Source organism: Myroides marinus, from assembly GCF_900109075.1.
Taxonomy (GTDB): domain Bacteria; phylum Bacteroidota; class Bacteroidia; order Flavobacteriales; family Flavobacteriaceae; genus Flavobacterium; species Flavobacterium marinum_A.
In genome coordinates this window covers 1-15,718 of record NZ_FNYS01000035.1, presented here as the reverse complement: position 1 = coordinate 15,718, position 15,718 = coordinate 1, and the positions used below count along the sequence as shown (strand labels likewise).

Below are 15,718 nucleotides of genomic sequence, written 5' to 3'. Positions count from 1 at the left end.
CTTTATTCTTAGATAAAGAAAACACAGAACTAATACCGATAATGGGAAGTATTAAAAGTATGGAAATTAAGTCCTTAAATGTATAACCCGATTTTTTACACCAATCAAACTGTTTTGTTATCTTATTAAAGCCTAATATGTTTAAATGTGAATTTAAATATTCAGAACTCAACCAAACCTTTTTGAACTTTCCTTTTATTTCTTGAACTTTAGTAATATCTTCGTATTGTAGCATGTTTTGTACTTTGTGTGTCGTAACTTAAAGATACAATAAAACCAAGGGATTACCTTGGTTTACATGCTATTTTTTCACTTCTATAAGCCCCAGTTTTGGGTGCGAAACTTCAGTTATTTAATATATTTAACTCATTACTGACGATAGTACCATTACTAATTATCTCTTGGGTACTTATTCTATTAGCAAAACAAACAATTAAGAAAGCGTTACTATCTAATATTATATTAGCCATTACTTTTGTGGGAGTATGGGCATCAGCAATCTGGATGCTTAACAGAGATTGGTCATTACATGCATATGAAGTTACTTATGATGCAATCCAAACACAGAAAGTAGACAAAGAAGGTAAACCTATTCTAGACAAGCACAGTGAGCCTATCTATGAATACAAAGCTATTCATGCTGCTAACCAACCTAAAGAAGGAGACAATGTAGTCAAACATACTGCTGTAGTATCACAGTTAGCAACATTAGCAAAAGGAGATAAAGTAGAAATATACCAAGAATTAGGTAACTTTAATATTCTTGACATTAAACAAAAAGAACATCTAACTAAACAGTTTGCTGAAGCAAATAAAGAAACCGAAATAGTACAAGCAGAGATTACAGAAATAAAAGATAACCAAGTAGAGATTACAGCTTCGTGGTTCTCTATCCTAAATTCATTCTTCATCATTGCATTAGCTTCTCTAGTATCTAAGTTGTGGGATTCTAGATTTAATCCTCCTGCATCTATTAAGTATGGACTAGGATTAATTATTATGGCGATAGGATTCGGAGTATTAGCATACGGTTCACATGGCATTACAGAAGGGACGAGAGTATCTATGATGTGGTTAGTTTTTGCCTACTTCTTCCATACATTAGGAGAGCTATTCTCATCACCTGTAGGATTATCATATGTTTCTAAATTAGTTCCTGCAAGAATGATTGCACTAATGTTCGGAATGTGGTATCTTGCAATCGCAATTGGAAACAATTTAGCTGCCACATTAGGTGGACAGATAGAAACTATTACAGAGCAATACTCATTATCAGTATTCTTCTTAATATTCACTGTGGTGCCTATAGTAGCAGGATTGTTAGTTATTGCATTAAACCCTGTACTTAAAAAATTGATGCACGGGGTCAAATAATAACAATATTAAAATACGTATGAAAAAACTATTTTTATTACTTACTATCGCTTTCTTAGGATTTACAGCGAATGCACAAGAAATCAAATGGATGTCATTCAATGAAGCAATAGCTGCTCAAAAGAAAGACGCTAAACCAATCTTTATGGATGCTTTCACTGAATGGTGTGGTCCTTGTAAAATGTTAGATAAAAATACTTTTAGCGATGCTAAGGTTATCGAACATATAAACAAGAACTATTACGCTGTAAAGTTTAATGCTGAAGGAAATGAAGACATAAACTATAAAGGGACTAAATACACTAATCCTGGATATAGCAGTGATAGAAAAGGTAGAAATGCTACTCATGACTTCACTATGTTCCTAAGAATACCAGGATACCCATCTATGGTTATCTTCGGAGCTAAAGGAGACGTAACTAAAACAATAGTTGGATACCAAACTCCTGAACAATTACTTAAACAGATATAATTTATCTATAATAAAGAAGACCAATATCCCTTTTCATACATATCATGAAAAGGGATATTCTTTTTTACACATATCGCAATACACTTCCTCTTATACCAAAAAGGCACAGAGTTGTGAAAGACAACTAATACTGGTGCACTAACATCAAGCATACGCTCAAAGTTTATCTTTGGCTGTTGAGCTAAAAGAATAATGGGGTTATCTACAGCCAAATTATAATCAACGTACTCTTTAGTCAATACTACTATATCATTACCTTTATTAGGTACCATCCCTTTTATATCACTGTACTTAACTTGTTCGATACTGTACCCTTGTTTATAACTTTCTAAAGTTAGTATTGACCTCGATAAAGTATCCCATTGATTAGACATCATATTTAAAGTATTCTCCTCTCTTACCCATACAGTAAGTGCATCCCGCACTTTAGATTGATAAGGTATCACAACTTCAAACTGTTCTTTCTCCATATCATCTCCCCATATTAAGAAACCAAGTTGAAACATAGTAAATACACATAGAGAAACCACTACATAGCTAATCTTCTGTCTGTAATAAGCTAAAGTGCTAAGTATAATTATAGATATGAGTAATAAGAATTGATAGCTACTTAATTTAAGTTGATTAAACGATAGATAATCAACATCACTAATCAATCTAACAGAATAGTATAAAACATCTGTAAATCGACTAAAAAGCCATCCTAACACATCAGAAACTCCCTTTAACCACATAGAGCATAAATATACTATCCCTAAGATGACCAATACAGTCACCAATGGTATAACTACAAGGTTAGCCAACAAGAACGTTAAAGAAAACTGATGAAAATAATACAACTGTAACGGAATGAGACCTATCTGTACACTGGCAGACACATACACAATCCCTTGTATATACTTAAGCACCTTATTCTTGGCGTAATACTTCTTAAACAAAGGCATAAAGTACACGATACTAATCACAGCGAGGTAACTCAACTGAAAACCTATATCATATACCCACTGAGGATATACACATAAACTAAAGAATAACGCTAAACCAATACTGTGTTCTAGACTTTGTTCTCTCCTAATCAGTCTACAAATAGTAAAAATACTAAACATAAATACTGCTCTAAACACGGAAGGAGAAAACCCGGATAAGAATACAAAGAACCATAGCGCTAACAATATAACTACCTGCCTATATCTATGGGGTAAAAAGCTAAAAGTCCAAAACAATACTATGTATAATAATCCTACATGCAAACCTGAGATGGCCAATACATGCATTACTCCCACATCTTTAAACTGAGATATAACTTCTCTATCTATATAAGACTTCTCTCCTAGTAACAGAGCTGTTAATAATGCCTTGGCTTCACTACTAAGTAAATTGTCCTCATGGTGTATAGTTTTAATTATATCCCCTCTCCATTCTAATACTTTATACCTCCAGTCCCTTTCTACTCCTACTAATTCATATTCATTCACATAACTCTGTACATAAATTCCCTTCCCCTTCATATAGCGTTTATAATCAAACTGCCCAATATTTTTAGGTGGCTCGATAAGCTTTAGATTACTTTGGTAACTAATGAGATCACCTACATTGAGATTGTGCTGGTTTGTATTAAAGTAAAGAGCTATTTTTCCCTTCACTACAGTATCTTCTACTCTAATAATGTCAGCATAAAACTGTCTACTATCTTTACTTTTCACTATGTCAGTAATCTTCACATCTACTCTTACCTTCTTATAGTCTTTTAAAAATGTATCTATCTTGCCTAAGAAATGTTTATCAACTTCTGTAATAGAACTTTTCATCCCTATTCCCAATAGAAAGAATAAAGAAGCGAAGACACTCACATCTTTTATAAATGTAAAAGTTGAAGGTAAGACCAAGAATCGTCTTAGGATACTGACTGATGTCAATAGTAGCGTAATCACTCCACCTACCAATATTAGATAAGTAGACACTGATACCTCAATATACATCCCTATAAACAAGAATAAGGAATAAAACAGAAAAGAAAACTTAAGTGGCTTCATAGGACTAAATAGTAACAAAAGCTTTACCATAATCCTAGTATTTCTAAATGATAACCTTTACTTAATACTCGAATAAAACCACAAAAAAACTCCCAATATATCCTATCTAAGATATATTGGGAGTTCTCTAGTCACTTACTGTAATTGTAAGCCTATATAAGTTTAGTTTAAACTCTCATTCTCATTTTCTACTTCAGTCATCACTCTATTAATCTGAGCAAACGTTCTGCTGTAGTAGTTTTCTTTTGTTGAAGAAACGATTACACCTTTACTTGTTGACGAATGAATAAATTTAATCTCATCATCAAAAACTTCAGTGATAATACCTACATGACTAATTCTATTGCCACGAGTTTTAAAGAAAATCAAGTCTCCTATTTGCGCTTCAGACTTTCTAACTTTCTCTCCTACCTGAGCCATTGCACTAGAGTTACGAGGTAAGTTAATACTAGTATCTTCGAATGCCGTAGCTACTAATCCTGAACAGTCTATTCCACTTCTGCTCATTCCTCCATATCTATAACGCACTCCTTTATAATCAAAAGCAGTACTAAGTATCTGGTTAGTAAGATCGCTTGGCTCTACTCTTATTGCTCTATTTTCTTCCGGAATATCTGTTACTTCTAGTAACGCATCGATATCACCTTGAATATCTTCGTCTACTTTTCTACTCTCAGCTATGACTGTGACTGGCTTCTTCTTTACAGGGTTTTTAGCTACGCTATGTGTTTTTGACTTACTTTGCTTGGCTTGAACCGTTTGCATACTGGTCAGTCCCAGAATGGCTACTAATAAGATTGTAAACTTTTTCATAATTTCTGTTTTGGTGGTCGATGGTTAATCTAGTTTTTTACATGATTTTTTATTATTTCTCGAGCAGTGTAATCACTTGCCCCTTGACCGCCCAAATTACAAATTAAATTTTTATATTTTAACAAAATTTCATTTCTTTTTTCACCTTCTATGATTTTTGCGAATTCTTCTTCTATCCTTTTGGCGTTACAATCCCCTTGAATAAGCTCTACAACCACATCATCATCCATGATTAAGTTAACTAAAGAAATATACTTTAACTTAATGATTCTCTTAGCAATCTCGTATGAAATCTGGTTTCCTTTATACAACACTACTTGTGGAACACTGAACAATGCAGTCTCTAAAGTAGCTGTCCCAGAAGTCACTAATGCCGCATGAGCAATATTCAATAAAGCGTACGTTTCATTGAAAACAAATGATATATTCTGGTCTTTTATAAAGGATTCATAAAACGCAGCTTCTTGACCAGGAGCTCCTGCAATTACAAATTGGTATTGAGGATAGTGATGTATCACTGATAGCATCTCATTTAGCAGTCTACTAATCTCTTGTTTTCTACTTCCAGGTAGCAATGCTATCACAGGACGTTCATCCAGATTGTGCTTAGTTTTAAAGTCCACGTGATCTTCTGCTCTGTATCTCTCGATCGCATCTATCAGAGGATGCCCTACGAAAGTAACAGGGAAGTTGTGTTTCTGCTCATAAAAGTCTTTTTCGAACGGAAGAATAACGTACATAAAATCAACATCTCTCTTGATATCATTAATACGACTTTCTTTCCATGCCCATATCTGAGGTGAAATATAATAGTGTGTCTCTATCCCCATCCTTTTAGCCCACTTAGCTATACGCATATTAAAGCCAGGATAGTCGATAAAGATTAATACATCAGGCTTAAAGGCACATATATCCTTCTTACACATCTTGATATTGCGCAATATAGTTCCTAGGTTCTGTACTACTTCTACAAATCCCATAAACGCAAGATCCTTATAATGCTTTATAAGTTTACCTCCTACACTCTGCATCAAATCTCCTCCCCAAAAGCGTATATCCGCATTAGGATCTTCTTTATATATAGAACGCATAAGGTTAGACCCATGTAAGTCTCCAGATGCTTCACCTGCTATTATGTAATACTTCATCTACACTAACTGTGTTACTATGGTTAAAATTATAACGGCTAAAATACAACCTATCGCCAAAAAATCTAACTTGCGATTAATAAAATAAGTAAATAATAACAAATTAAATAGACTACCTATAGCTGTAAGTCTCCCTATCAAACCTATCGATCTAATAAACTCAAAGTCTCCTATTAGCTCATAGTTAGTAAATAATAGAAGATAAACCTCCGTACCTATAATTGTAGCAACGATACCACTTAAAAAGCCTAGAAATATCTTTAAGGCTTTCTCTTTTGTCATTATAAATCCCATCTATTAATACGCTCTAATACTTGATGTGCAGTTAAATCAAATTGTACGGGAACAATAGAAACATATCCATTTCTCAATGCCCATTCATCTGTATCTTCTCCTTTATCTTGGTTTACGAACTCTCCTACTAACCAGTAGTACTCCTTACCATGAGGGCTCACACGTTTATCGAAATTCTCTACCCATGTAGCCTTAGCCTGTCTACATACCTTCACACCTTTAATATCTTGTTCTGGTAGTTTTGGGAAGTTCACGTTTAGTACTATATCCTTCGGAATACCATGCTTTAATGCTTCAGTAGTAATCTTCTTGATAAAAGGTTTAATCTGTTCAAAGTCTGCACTCCAGCTAAAATCTAACAAGGAGAAACCAATAGCAGGTATTCCACTCATTCCAGCCTCTAGAGCAGCACTCATTGTTCCTGAATAGATAACATTGATAGACGAGTTAGACCCGTGATTTACTCCTGATACACATAAGTCAGGTGTGCGATCTAAGATTTGCCCTAATGCTATTTTAACACAGTCTACAGGTGTCCCTGAGCACGCATATTCTATCTCTATTTCAGGATCTATATTTACTTTTTCTAATGTCAGAGTATTATTAATTGTTACAGCATGTCCCATTCCAGACTGAGCACTATCAGGTGCCACTACTACTACTTCCCCTATTTCTTTCATTACACTAATAAGTGCACGCATTCCTGGAGCAGTAATTCCGTCGTCATTCGTAACAAGTATTAACGGTTTTTGCATCGTTTCTGTTTTTTAATTACATTCGCTAAGGTAAGGATTATATGTTATTTTGATAGTTACTTGACTTAGTTTTCATTCCTATCAGAATACAATTATTTCGCTGTTTAAGCGTTTTAACAAATAATTATCGGGCTAATCACTCAAATATTTACTTTTTTAACTACTTTAGTTCAAAACTAATTAATGAATACTTTTAAGCTATTTATGAAAAGAAACTATAAGGTAATACTTCTACTTATAGGAGTGTCAGCTCTTCTGTGGAGTTTTATGCCAAAGCAAGAGAAAGAAACACCAGAAAAAGACCAACTCCTATTAGAGTTAATCACGTATATATTAGAAAACACTCACTACTCTCCAGCTAAGATAGATGATAAGTTCTCGGCTACTGTCTATAAAGAATATTTAAAGGCATTAGACCCGATGAAGAGATACTTCTTACAGTCTGACATAGATGAGTTTTCTAAATACGAATACTTGATAGACGACATGATTCAACTAAAAGAACTTTCGTTCTTTAGCTTGACTTATGAGCGTATTACTCAGCGTATGAAAGAAGCTAAAGGAATCTATACTGAAGTTCTAGACAAACCTTTCGAATTTAAATCTGAAGATGTATTCAATGCAGATTATGACAATATTGGATATGCTAAAGATAGAAATGAATTAAAAGAACGTTGGGCAAAACAATTAAAACTTAATGTACTATCTACTGTAACTGACAACCTTAAAATCCAAGAAGGTAAAGACACTGTAGAAGACGAAGTTGACGAGTTCGGCGATCCTATCGTAAAAGAAGAGAAGAAAGACGACAAAAAGAAAAAAGACAAGAAACCTGTTGAGAAAAAGTCTTTCGAACAATTAGAGAAAGAAGCTCGTGAAAGTGCTTTAAAATCACTTGACGAATACTTTGACGTACTTAATGACTTAGAACGCAAAGACTGGTTCTCTATCTATCTTAACTCTATAGTAGAGCGCTTTGACCCACATACATTCTACTTTGCTCCTGAAGACAAAGAGAAGTTTGACGCTAGCATGAGTGGTAGCTTCGAAGGGATTGGTGCTGTACTTAGAAAGAAACCTGAAGGTGTAGAGATCAACGAACTTGTACCTGGAGGTCCTGCATGGAGAGGTAAAGAAGTTGAGACAGGAGATATTATCCTTAAAGTAGCTCAGTCTAAAGACGAAGAGCCTATCGATATCGTAGGTATGCGTCTTGACAACGTAGTTAAACTGATCAAGGGTAAAAAGAATACTACAGTTTACTTAACGATGAAGAAAATAGACGGAACTATTAAAGTTGTGCCTATTATGCGTGAAGTAATCGAGATGGAAGAAACTTATGCTAAATCTAGTATCATCCAAGACGGTGATAAGAAATATGGTATTATTCACTTACCTAAGTTCTATATCGACTTTGAGAACAAGGATAGCCGTAATGCTTTCACTGACGTAGAAAAAGAAATCAAAGAATTAAAACAACAGAATATCGATGGTATCATCATGGACTTAAGAAGTAATGGTGGTGGTTCATTAGAGACTGTTATTAAGATGGTAGGTTTATTCTCTAAAGAAGGTCCTGTAGTACAGGTAAAATCATCTAGAGGTAAACAAAAAGTATTAGATGACAAAGACACTCCTATCGTATGGGAAGGTCCATTAGTAGTGTTAGTCAATAACTTCTCTGCTTCTGCATCTGAAATCTTTGCTGCTGCTATCCAAGATTATAAACGTGGAGTTATCATCGGTAGTAAACACACTTATGGTAAAGGAACGGTTCAAAACTTAATAACACTAAACGACTTATTAAGAAAACAACCTTATGGTGACTTAGGTGCATTAAAAGTAACTCTACAGAAGTTCTACCGTATTAATGGTGGTTCTACTCAGAGAGAAGGAGTACTAAGTGATATCGTATTACCAGACAGATATTCTTATATCGATATGGGAGAGAGAGATATGGACAATGCTATGCCTTGGGACAAGATCGACAGAGCAGTATACACTCCATATAACAACGATTTCTCTAACATTATCAACCTAAGTAAAGAACGTATCGCTAAGAATGATCAATTCAAATTAATTGATGAAAATGCGAAGTGGATCAACGAGAGAAAAGACGAAAAACAATTCTCTCTTAACTTAGAGAAATACCAAGCTAGACAAAAAGAAGTAGAAGAAAAAGCTAAGAAATTTAAAGCTATTTCTAAATATAAGAGTAGTCTTAAGTTCTCTTCTCTTCCTAGTGAATTAGCACGTGTAGAGAAAGACACACTACTTAAGAGTAAAAGAGACAGCTGGCACGAAATGCTTAACAGCGATATCTACATTGAAGAAGGTGTTAAAATCTTAAAAGACCTAGACACTAAGAAAATACACAAAGTAAGTGGTGACAAAAGCTCTTTAAGTCCTAAATTATAGAATGTCTAATACAAGTCAATCATATACACAAATTGCGCTCCAAAGATTCAAAAAAGATTTTTGGGGCGTTTTGTGTTTTTGGGTAATTATATGTATTGCTATCACAGCTACATTTGCCTATTTCATTATCCCTGACCAATCTAAGAACGCTAATGCAGGCGATTTAGCCTTGCGTTCACAGGCACCAGGTTTTACAGTAACTACCATAACCATCCCTTCTAATACATCTAGAACGTGGAGTGAAATGTGGTTCGGTAAAGAGGAAGTAGCTAAATTTATCCCAGTATCTGAGTACCACGTACAACAAGATACTATCTACTACAAAAACTACAGTAATCAACCTCAATTAGAAGAAGTAAAATCACTAGCTCTAAGCCAATTCGGAGATGCTAGCATATCTGATATTATCAAAGAGAAAAAGTATTGGTTAGGTACTGATAATCAAGGTAGAGATTACCTAAGCCGTCTAGTCATAGGAGCACGTGTATCCCTATCTATCGGCTTCGTAGCTGTACTTATTTCATTAGTCATCGGAATTACTTTAGGAGCTATCGCAGGTTACTTCGGAGGTAAAATAGATGCCTTTATTCTATGGCTTATTAACGTATTCTGGTCTATACCTACTCTACTACTAGTAATAGCTATTACCCTAGCCCTAGGCAAGGGCTTCTGGCAAGTATTTATAGCCGTAGGACTAACGATGTGGGTAGAAGTAGCTCGTGTAGTACGCGGACAAGTAATAAGCGTAAAAGAACAGCAGTACGTAACCGCAGCACACGCTCTAGGTTACTCAGACTATCGCATCATCACTAAACACATCTTGCCTAACTGTATGGCACCCGTTATCGTAATCTCTGCAGCTAACTTTGCCTCAGCAATATTAGTAGAGAGTGGTCTTAGTTTCTTAGGATTAGGTACCCAGGTTCCTACACCGAGTTGGGGAGCTATGATTAAGGAGAACTATAACTACATCTTACTAGGTAAGCCTTATCTAGCACTATTACCAGGTTTCGCCATGTTTGTATTAGTAATAAGTTTCATGCTAATCGGTAACGCATTACGTGACGCATTAGATGTACGCAAATAAAAAAGTTTACAGTTAACAGTTAATGGTTAACAGATTTTAACCGCATTATTGAGTTTTTAAATCTGTAATTTAGCCACCCTAGTACAGGTGCAATACTTTACGCTCCACAACATACACTCTAGTATAGGCATAATACTTTACGCCCCATAAATACATATCCACAATACACCCATATCTTATGCGTTTAAATCTAAGAAGTCAAGGAGATAATTAAAACACGACAAAAGCATTAAAGGCATGAAGGACTTGTATAGAGATTGTTTACAGAGCTTAAAAGTCTTGATAAAAGAACACCCTGAGTATTGGGGATTACTGATAATGAGCATAGGCATTATACTCTTGTTTTGTTCTATCAAGGGATATAGTTTTATGTATGATCAGACAGGTGGACCAACCTTTAACACAGCATGGCTACGCAATACCTTTGGAGAGAAAGTAGCGAAAACGTTTAATATAATCTTGTTTAGTACATTGACTTTAGTAGGATTATACTTCTATATTCATTACAAGGAATAATCACCAAAGCAATAGTAGCATAAAATCATAGCTGTACTATCCTTAAAACAATATATCAAAGAGCATCCTATGTATTTATTACCATAGGATATCTGAACCAATTCAAATACACCTCAAAAGTAATCATCTACACAATTGCTCTTTTAGAATGTGACTATTATAGTCTATTATGAATATAATGACAAGATATGGTCACACATAGTGAGACACTATAGCGCAAATACTATTAAAATGGCCAACCTTATTTAAGGATATAACAGACCTTAGACACAGCTCAGTAAAATTACTAATCACTAAGGTACCAGCAGCTCTCTGATATCAGCTTTACTACCGTTATAGATATTTAGATCAACCTTACCATCAATTCCTTCGATTACCCCTTTTTCGGTAAACTGCCAGAAATGCCATTCAGGTTTAATCTCTTCCACGAAAAAGTTATAATTAGCAATCCACAAGATATGATCAGGGAACCAATCCTTAAGGTGATGAGTATAGAAGTTCTCTCCTGAATACAAGATAGGTTTTACCTTATAGTGATCTTCCACCAGCTTTATCCAATTCTGAAGCCCTTTTCTAAGGTTTTCCATAGACTGCTCCTTAGGCATATCTTCAATATCCAATACAGGAGGAAAGTCCCCTTCGGATATCTTCACATTTTTTATAAAGTTTTCTGCTTGTTCAGTAGAGTTTTCATCAGGGCGATAATAGTGATATGCCCCTCTTATGAAGTGATTAGCTCTAGCCCCTTTCCAGTTAAGCTTAAAGGCCTTATCTATTCCATTTTTACCCATAGTAGCACGGATAAACACAAAATCAAGCGAAGTCTTACCTGCTACAGAGTCTACAGCTTTCCAGTCTATCACACCCTGATAGTGAGATACGTCAAAGCCTACTAGCATATCATCATGTCTATCCAGTACCTCTACTGTACGCACATCATAGATAGACTTACCCTCAGCCTTACTCCCACCACTAAAGAAATAGCGAATACCTTCTTTAAAACTAATACCAAACCAAATACCTATTCCTACAAAAAAAGTAATAATAACCACCCACTTGACCTGAGCCCAAGTATTAGATTTTCCACCTTTTTTCTTTGTAGGTTTACGTTTAACAGGAGTTTTTCTCTTAGGTCTAGCCCCCACAGCAGACATAGGATTTGAGTTTGATTTATTAGATGCCATTTGACGATATAAAGCAACAAAAATAATTCTTTTATTGACTTATCAACTGAATACAGACAGATATGTTATACCAAATTATTCTACCTTATTTAACTTCAATACAGGTACAGGTAGCTCAATATTATTAAGCTTAAACTTCTTATCTATCTCAAAGCGAATACTACTCGCTATACGATCATTATCAAAAGCATTATCTATAAAGTAATACAAGAAAAAACGAATAGAAGATTCTCCAAAACTATCGATAAACACAATCGGCTTAGGGTCTTTAAGCACCTCCTCGTGATTCTCTACACATGATAGTAATACAGACTTCACTAGCTCCACATCTGTCCCGATAAACGCACCTACCTCAATCTTAGCACGTATCACTGGATCCTCATGTGTCCAGTTACTCATAATGTCATCTATCAGCTTGCGGTTAGGTATCACTATCGACTTTAAGTTACGCGTTTCTACCACAGTACATCTCAGGTTAATAGCCTTTACTCTACCTACTTCTCCTCTAATATCTATAACATCACCCACATTAAGCGTCTTGTCAAACAAGATATAGATCCCTGCTATCAAATCTCTAAAGATATCCTGCAATGCAAACCCAAGCCCTACAAATAAAGCCGCAGAAGTAGTCAAAAACATACTGATATTAATCCCTATCACATTCAGGATAAAGAAGAACATAATCAAGTATATAAAGTAATTGATAAAATTAAACACACTCCCTAATCTAGCTGCCACATCAGGTGTAGCAGTACGCATAAATGCTTTTTTTAGCAACCTCACACCTACATTAGTGATCATAAGTGTAAAGGCGATAAACAGTAGTGTACCTATAGTGATAGTTATAGACTTACTAGCGTATAACTCATATTCTAATACAGTAGAAAAAAGATTTCTTAAATCCATTATTTAATATTGATTAATATAAGACCTCATAGTTTAGACCTCACATACAGCAAAAGTCACACCACTATAAGACATCCTTCATACAAGCATGTAATTTAATAAAAAAACACTTTATCTCCTATCTCCCCGTCTTTAAGCTAGCAAGACAAAATTTAAAAGACTTTCCTTATTCATAACGTTATTTTACAATACTTTTGTATATATATGATTATCAACATGCATACAATAGCTCCCACTAAACATATTAAAGTAGTCGATCGATTCACTGACCTTACCGATACGGTTTTTACAGGAGATAACAACGCACTATGCTGGCAACGCACCCTGAGAGGAGACTTTAAAGAAATAGCCCAAAAACTAGCGTTGAAAGAAAATATCACCGAGATATCTATAGAAGATCTACTAGCTCTAGATCTATCTGATGAAGGTGCTCTAGCTAGAGAAACTATTATCGATGATCTAAACTCACTAACAGACATCGGAGCTATCCCAAGTCTGAATTTACTAAAAGAATATGAACGCGATGAGGAGTATGACTTTATCTCTACAGATGTCTATTCATTTCACGTTGACAGAGCTCCTATCTGCTCTGATACCTATCTGTGTACCTACTATGGTGCTGCTAGTGACATCGTAGCTAATGAAGAAGTCGAACAAAAGATATTAATACCTGAAATAAGAACACAGCTCCGCAGTATCTATGAGGGTCCAGAAGAAGAATTTGATGAGTTTTTAAAAGATAATTTCTTTGACCTGCACTATCAATTAAAGGAGAACGCTACCCCAATCAATCTAGGCAACGGACATTTATGGAGACTAGCAGTAGATGCACCACAGCAACAAGTCTTGCCTTGTGTACATCGCGCACCAAAAGAAAATCAAGGAGAATATAGACTAATGTTAATCTGTTAATCAATAAAGAATATAGGAAAGTGCATACCCATATTATAAATTAGGAATAATCTCATTTTTTATAATCTGCATCACTTTTCCTTTTGACAACTTCTCAGCATTCTTCTGGTTTCTAATAAAGAAAATACTTGAAGTCTTACTATCAATAAAAGCGAACTTCTTAGGGTCAAAATATCTTAATGTAAATAATTTATATACCGAATATCTTTTAGTATTAGAAACAGTACCATCATCCATTCTATTTTTCTCTAATTCACCAGGTCGGGCAGCTCCCATAAAACCAAATGAAGCTAATTCATCCTTTTTTAGATACTCAATACCTATTATTAATACAGTATATAAAGTTTTTAGAAAATTAGAAGAACCATTCTTATATCCCTTAGCTAAAATCTCCTCTAAAGAATATTGCATTGAATACCTTTTACTAGAGAGCTTATTTCTTTTTAAAAAGAACTTTAGTACATATACATTATTAGGGTAATAGAACACTTCTAGAATGACCACATCATTAAACAAGTTAGTAAATGTATATATCACATGGATAAACACCATGTGTAATATGCTGCTTCTTTATGTAAGGAAAATACATCAATTCTTTGAATAGGCATTTCTACCAAACACAATTAAAATGTTATGAAACTATAAGCTTTTGATCTATTCTTATTAATCTCTTCTGTAGATAATACTTTAAACTCATGTCTAGTTCTTCCACTCACAGTTTTTTTGTTCGTAGAATCTCCACTACCATTACAATCACTAATGGTACTATCTTTTTTCGAAACTGATGTAGATAAATTTCCCATAATGTTTATTACTGATGTTAACTACTTTTACTAAATTAATTTACTGCAAATATACGATTAAAACCCGCACAAAAAACACCCTAAAAACCTATTAACCAAAACTTTACAAATAATTAAATCAAAAAAAGATAATTATCAATTATTACGAATCCGTAACTATGAAGTAATGATAAACTATTCTGTAATCTTTAAAAGAGGGTATTTCTCTTTAAAATATTTCAAGTCTCTTTCTCGTTTATCGTTTAATTCAATAAATGGATTTCTTACATCTAAATACAGTTCTCCAAGATACTTTACTTTCCCCTTCTCTATCTCAAAAGGAAAATTCATTGTTTTCTCGTAAAGTTTTTGGTAAAGAGAGCCTCCGTTTTCATGCAGTCTAACTAGGGAAAACTGATATTTACCCTGTACCTCCTTTATAGAATACAAATACACAGCTTTATTACCATCTATATAATCGGGCTTATGTTTCACTTTAAGCCACTGACTACTAAAGATCCAAATCTTCTTTTCATATGTATCATAGCTATCTTCTAACATCCTATTATAGTGAAAGTAGTAACTATTATAAACAGGACGACTCTTCTCAATGCTAATAGTACCTACAATCATCCCTTCATTAGAACCAAGGGTAGCAGCAGTAGGAATATTGCGAGATGGTCTGACAGCACAAGAACTAAACGGGATCAGTTGCAAAAGTTGGGGACTAAGCAAAAAGTTTAGTTAATCTAAAAAGAAAAAACTTCTTATCTCTAACCCCTCTATACATCATACGGAAGTATTTAATTTTCGCATTAAATGATTCAGCAGAAGCATTAGTACTTCTATTATTAAAGTAATTAATGATTTCGTTATAATGTACATTAAAAGTCTTTAAAACCGTATTAAAGTATTTGATTGAAGTCTTTTCAATGTCATTGAACCAATGGGCAAGCTTAGTCATCGCTATTTCTTTATCTATTTTTAAATTATATATGTTTCTGAGATTATTAGCTAGTAAATA

The 15,718-nt window shown here is 34.3% G+C and carries 16 protein-coding genes and 2 pseudogenes; 6 read left to right on the top strand and 12 right to left on the bottom strand.

Annotation, left to right across the window (positions count from 1 at the left end; translation table 11 throughout):
• Positions 1-235, bottom strand: a pseudogene (locus tag BMX53_RS19205) (IS4 family transposase); the annotation flags it as partial.
• A gap of 98 nt (positions 236-333) precedes the next feature.
• Between BMX53_RS19205 and BMX53_RS18355 the strand changes: the two are divergent.
• Positions 334-1,374, top strand: a pseudogene (locus BMX53_RS18355) (POT-type proton-dependent oligopeptide transporter); the annotation flags it as partial.
• Positions 1,375-1,393: 19 nt separating this feature from the next.
• Entirely contained in the window at positions 1,394-1,846 is a 453-nt protein-coding gene (locus BMX53_RS18350; protein ID WP_038984832.1) for a thioredoxin family protein, read from the top strand.
• Between the two features lie 5 nt (positions 1,847-1,851).
• On the opposite strand, the gene BMX53_RS18345 is transcribed toward BMX53_RS18350, so the two are convergent.
• From BMX53_RS18345 to surE, 5 genes are all read right to left on the bottom strand, one after another.
• A complete protein-coding gene (locus BMX53_RS18345) occupies positions 1,852-3,879 on the bottom strand; it encodes a ComEC/Rec2 family competence protein (protein ID WP_074748371.1) in 2,028 nt (675 codons plus the stop codon).
• A gap of 162 nt (positions 3,880-4,041) precedes the next feature.
• Positions 4,042-4,692: a C40 family peptidase gene (locus BMX53_RS18340; protein ID WP_038984830.1), complete on the bottom strand. Its 651-nt coding sequence runs from the start codon at positions 4,690-4,692 to the stop codon at positions 4,042-4,044.
• 29 nt (positions 4,693-4,721) lie between these two features.
• Positions 4,722-5,840, bottom strand: a complete 1,119-nt coding sequence (lpxB, locus tag BMX53_RS18335) for a lipid-A-disaccharide synthase (protein WP_038984829.1) — start codon at positions 5,838-5,840, stop codon at positions 4,722-4,724.
• On the bottom strand, positions 5,841-6,122 hold the full coding sequence (locus BMX53_RS18330; protein ID WP_038984878.1) for a hypothetical protein: 282 nt from the start codon (positions 6,120-6,122) through the stop codon (positions 5,841-5,843).
• Positions 6,122-6,889, bottom strand: a complete 768-nt coding sequence (gene surE / locus BMX53_RS18325) for a 5'/3'-nucleotidase SurE (protein ID WP_074748369.1) — start codon at positions 6,887-6,889, stop codon at positions 6,122-6,124. Before surE ends, BMX53_RS18330 begins: the two co-directional genes overlap by 1 nt.
• Positions 6,890-7,072: 183 nt before the next feature.
• On the opposite strand from surE, the gene BMX53_RS18320 reads away from it, so the two are divergent.
• The 3 genes from BMX53_RS18320 to BMX53_RS18310 all read left to right on the top strand — a co-directional run bounded on the left by BMX53_RS18320 (position 7,073) and on the right by BMX53_RS18310 (position 10,910).
• Positions 7,073-9,307 carry a carboxy terminal-processing peptidase gene (locus BMX53_RS18320; protein ID WP_038984827.1) on the top strand — a complete coding sequence of 745 codons (2,235 nt, stop codon included), beginning with the start codon at positions 7,073-7,075 and terminating at the stop codon, positions 9,305-9,307.
• Position 9,308: 1 nt separating this feature from the next.
• Positions 9,309-10,394, top strand: coding sequence for an ABC transporter permease (locus BMX53_RS18315; RefSeq protein ID WP_038984826.1), 1,086 nt, complete (start codon positions 9,309-9,311; stop codon positions 10,392-10,394).
• 237 nt (positions 10,395-10,631) lie between these two features.
• Positions 10,632-10,910, top strand: coding sequence for a hypothetical protein (locus BMX53_RS18310; protein ID WP_063176877.1), 279 nt, complete (start codon positions 10,632-10,634; stop codon positions 10,908-10,910).
• 293 nt (positions 10,911-11,203) lie between these two features.
• Here the strand turns inward: BMX53_RS18310 and BMX53_RS18305 are convergent, their stop codons facing one another.
• Together BMX53_RS18305 and BMX53_RS18300 are read right to left on the bottom strand one after the other, a co-directional pair.
• A complete protein-coding gene (locus tag BMX53_RS18305) occupies positions 11,204-12,094 on the bottom strand; it encodes a glycoside hydrolase family 25 protein (protein WP_074748366.1) in 891 nt (296 codons plus the stop codon).
• A 75-nt stretch (positions 12,095-12,169) separates the two neighbouring features.
• On the bottom strand, positions 12,170-13,000 hold the full coding sequence (locus BMX53_RS18300) for a mechanosensitive ion channel family protein (RefSeq protein ID WP_038984823.1): 831 nt from the start codon (positions 12,998-13,000) through the stop codon (positions 12,170-12,172).
• A gap of 216 nt (positions 13,001-13,216) precedes the next feature.
• On the opposite strand from BMX53_RS18300, the gene BMX53_RS18295 reads away from it, so the two are divergent.
• Positions 13,217-13,912: a DUF1826 domain-containing protein gene (locus BMX53_RS18295; RefSeq protein WP_074748363.1), complete on the top strand. Its 696-nt coding sequence runs from the start codon at positions 13,217-13,219 to the stop codon at positions 13,910-13,912.
• Between the two features lie 33 nt (positions 13,913-13,945).
• Here the strand turns inward: BMX53_RS18295 and BMX53_RS18290 are convergent, their stop codons facing one another.
• The 4 genes from BMX53_RS18290 to BMX53_RS18275 all read right to left on the bottom strand — a co-directional run.
• Positions 13,946-14,323 (bottom strand): hypothetical protein, encoded by a 378-nt coding sequence (locus tag BMX53_RS18290; RefSeq protein ID WP_143061460.1) that lies wholly within the window; start codon positions 14,321-14,323, stop codon positions 13,946-13,948.
• Between the two features lie 212 nt (positions 14,324-14,535).
• Complete coding sequence (locus BMX53_RS18285) at positions 14,536-14,715, bottom strand: hypothetical protein (protein ID WP_074748357.1); 180 nt, start codon at positions 14,713-14,715, stop codon at positions 14,536-14,538.
• A 174-nt stretch (positions 14,716-14,889) separates the two neighbouring features.
• Complete coding sequence (locus tag BMX53_RS18280; protein ID WP_083394442.1) at positions 14,890-15,411, bottom strand: hypothetical protein; 522 nt, start codon at positions 15,409-15,411, stop codon at positions 14,890-14,892.
• Positions 15,412-15,421: 10 nt separating this feature from the next.
• A partial coding sequence (locus BMX53_RS18275) for a transposase (RefSeq protein WP_143061459.1) occupies positions 15,422-15,718 on the bottom strand: 297 nt, incomplete at its 5' end.

Excerpts from the sequence above, each read along its gene's own strand:
- BMX53_RS18350 (WP_038984832.1), top strand. The coding sequence starts at position 1,394 with ATGAAAAAACTATTTTTATTACTTACTATCGCTTTCTTAGGATTTACA.
- BMX53_RS18345 (WP_074748371.1), bottom strand. The coding sequence starts at position 3,879 with ATGAAGCCACTTAAGTTTTCTTTTCTGTTTTATTCCTTATTCTTGTTT.
- BMX53_RS18340 (WP_038984830.1), bottom strand. The coding sequence starts at position 4,692 with ATGAAAAAGTTTACAATCTTATTAGTAGCCATTCTGGGACTGACCAGT.
- lpxB (WP_038984829.1), bottom strand. The coding sequence starts at position 5,840 with ATGAAGTATTACATAATAGCAGGTGAAGCATCTGGAGACTTACATGGG.
- BMX53_RS18330 (WP_038984878.1), bottom strand. The coding sequence starts at position 6,122 with ATGACAAAAGAGAAAGCCTTAAAGATATTTCTAGGCTTTTTAAGTGGT.
- surE (WP_074748369.1), bottom strand. The coding sequence starts at position 6,889 with ATGCAAAAACCGTTAATACTTGTTACGAATGACGACGGAATTACTGCT.
- BMX53_RS18320 (WP_038984827.1), top strand. The coding sequence starts at position 7,073 with ATGAATACTTTTAAGCTATTTATGAAAAGAAACTATAAGGTAATACTT.
- BMX53_RS18315 (WP_038984826.1), top strand. The coding sequence starts at position 9,309 with ATGTCTAATACAAGTCAATCATATACACAAATTGCGCTCCAAAGATTC.
- BMX53_RS18310 (WP_063176877.1), top strand. The coding sequence starts at position 10,632 with ATGAAGGACTTGTATAGAGATTGTTTACAGAGCTTAAAAGTCTTGATA.
- BMX53_RS18305 (WP_074748366.1), bottom strand. The coding sequence starts at position 12,094 with ATGGCATCTAATAAATCAAACTCAAATCCTATGTCTGCTGTGGGGGCT.
- BMX53_RS18300 (WP_038984823.1), bottom strand. The coding sequence starts at position 13,000 with ATGGATTTAAGAAATCTTTTTTCTACTGTATTAGAATATGAGTTATAC.
- BMX53_RS18295 (WP_074748363.1), top strand. The coding sequence starts at position 13,217 with ATGCATACAATAGCTCCCACTAAACATATTAAAGTAGTCGATCGATTC.
- BMX53_RS18290 (WP_143061460.1), bottom strand. The coding sequence starts at position 14,323 with ATGCAATATTCTTTAGAGGAGATTTTAGCTAAGGGATATAAGAATGGT.
- BMX53_RS18285 (WP_074748357.1), bottom strand. The coding sequence starts at position 14,715 with ATGGGAAATTTATCTACATCAGTTTCGAAAAAAGATAGTACCATTAGT.